Consider the following 1942-nt stretch of genomic DNA (forward strand, 5'->3'; position numbering starts at 1 on the left):
TTCGTCCACGAAAAGCTCTTCCCCGACTGGAGAAAGCCGGCAAAAGAGCTTTACAGCCTCTGCGGTGTTGAGGAATGAGAAAGCTCGCCCTCATAGTCCTGCCATCACTCGCGGTATTCCTCGGAATCTTCGTGGGGAGTTATCCAACCAATCCCCTCCATCTAACTCAGGGAGCCGTAACGATAATCCGGGAAATCAGACTTCCAAGGACTCTGATGGGCATCTCAGCGGGAATAGCTCTCTCGTTGGGTGGCATGACCCTACAGGCCGTTTTTCGAAATCCCCTGGTTGATACCTACATCCTCGGCGTTTCCTCCGGGGTGGCCTTAGGTGCAGCAATAGCCGTTGCCTTCCTGCCTTCCGCGGGAGTAGCTCCGCTCGCTCTTATCTTCGGCCTTCTCGCGGTTTTTCTCGCCTACTGGATGGCAAGGATAAACGGCAGGGTTTCCACAGTTTCCCTGATTCTCGCGGGGATAATCGTTACCGCACTCTTCTCGGCACTGCTTTCGCTCCTCGAGCTCCTCCTTCCGAGCGAGAGTTTATCAGCCCTTGTGGTATGGCTGATGGGAAGTCTATCAAGCGCAACTTGGAAAACTGTTGCTTACTCACTCCCCGGCGTTGTTCTCTTAGCGTTCTTCCTCTTCCTCCTTCGCTGGAACCTCAACGCGATGAGCCTTGGGGATGAGGCGGAACTTTTGGGCCTAAACGTTCACCTGTGGAGGGGCCTTTTCGTCTTCATCTCGGCCCTGATGACCACACTCGTCGTTTCCTTCACCGGGATAATCGGCTGGGTTGGATTAATTGTTCCCCACATAGCGAGGATGCTCGTCGGCCCGGAGCACTCAAGACTAATCCCCGCGACAATCTCAATAGGAATAACGGTGATGGTCTTAGCGGATGTCGTCGTTAGACTTCTCCCCGGCAATGTTCCCGTAGGGATAATAACGACCCTCGTCGGTGTTCCATTCTTCGGGTATCTTCTCAGAAAGACCGGAGGTGGGTGGAGTTGAGGATTCTCATAGTTTACACAACCCGTTATGGAACGACGGAAAAGGCCGTTGGTCTGGCTAAAAAGCTCTTTGAGGAGAGAAATCATGATGTTGAAGTTGCCCATGTTGAGGAAAACCCATCGGCCGTTAATTACGACCTTGTGGTTCTCGCTGCTCCCGTTTACCGCGACGGCCCGCACTGGGATTTGATGGAGTGGGTTGAGAAGCACAGGGAGGAGCTTGAGGACGTTCCAAAGGCATTCTTTCTGGTTGCGATGCATTTAGCGGGTTCGGTCTTCATGGGGAAGCTACACGGCGGAATAGCCTATGCTCAGCCATTGATAGAGGCCTTCGAAATTCCGCCCTTCTACGGGACGCTAATCGGCGGTGAGGTAAACCCGGATAAGCTGAGCGAGGAAGACAGGAAAAAGATGGTCAGGTTCTACGCGGTCCTCGGTGAAAAGCTTGAGAAAAAGAGCCTCTTCAACGAGAAAGACATCGAGGCGTTCGTGAGGAGGGTTTTGCTCTACTACGACTGGTTCGGGAAGCACTTCAAACGGGGCGAGGTTGAAAAGGCCAAGAACTTCGATTTCATGGAGAAGGTGAGGGAGCTTGAAAGGGCTATGGGCTGAGGAGGTATCTTACTCCTACGGGGACTTCGGAATAGAGGGTGTTAGCCTTAAGGTTAATCCGGGTGAGCTTGTGGCGTTAATAGGGCCTAACGGAGCGGGTAAGAGCACCCTGCTTAAGCTAATCTATGGAACGCTGAGGCCACATGAAGGGCGGGTTTTGGTTGATGGGAGGGACGTCCACAGGCTCTCGCCAAGGGAGAGGGCAAAGCTCATCGGCTTCGTTCCTCAAACTCACGTTCCGACCTTTCCATTCAGGGTTCTGGACTTTCTCCTCCTTGGAGCTACTCCCGAACTGGGAACCTTCAGCGCCCCGGGTAAGAA

Annotated in this window: 3 protein-coding genes; all 3 read left to right on the forward strand. The window is 53.5% G+C overall.

Annotated features, from left to right (window positions below; genetic code table 11):
• Nucleotides 1-74: 74 nt before the first annotated feature.
• Nucleotides 75-1010 (forward strand): iron ABC transporter permease, encoded by a 936-nt coding sequence (locus MVG27_RS05610; RefSeq protein ID WP_297548786.1) that lies wholly within the window; start codon nucleotides 75-77, stop codon nucleotides 1008-1010.
• Nucleotides 1007-1621, forward strand: coding sequence for a flavodoxin domain-containing protein (locus tag MVG27_RS05615; protein WP_297556338.1), 615 nt, complete (start codon nucleotides 1007-1009; stop codon nucleotides 1619-1621). Before MVG27_RS05610 ends, MVG27_RS05615 begins: the two co-directional genes overlap by 4 nt.
• Nucleotides 1602-1942, forward strand: a 341-nt coding sequence (locus MVG27_RS05620; RefSeq protein WP_297556339.1) for an ABC transporter ATP-binding protein, incomplete at its 3' end; no start/stop codon positions are given. The genes MVG27_RS05615 and MVG27_RS05620, both read left to right, overlap by 20 nt.

It is taken from the genome of Thermococcus sp., from assembly GCF_027011145.1.
Taxonomy (GTDB): domain Archaea; phylum Methanobacteriota_B; class Thermococci; order Thermococcales; family Thermococcaceae; genus Thermococcus.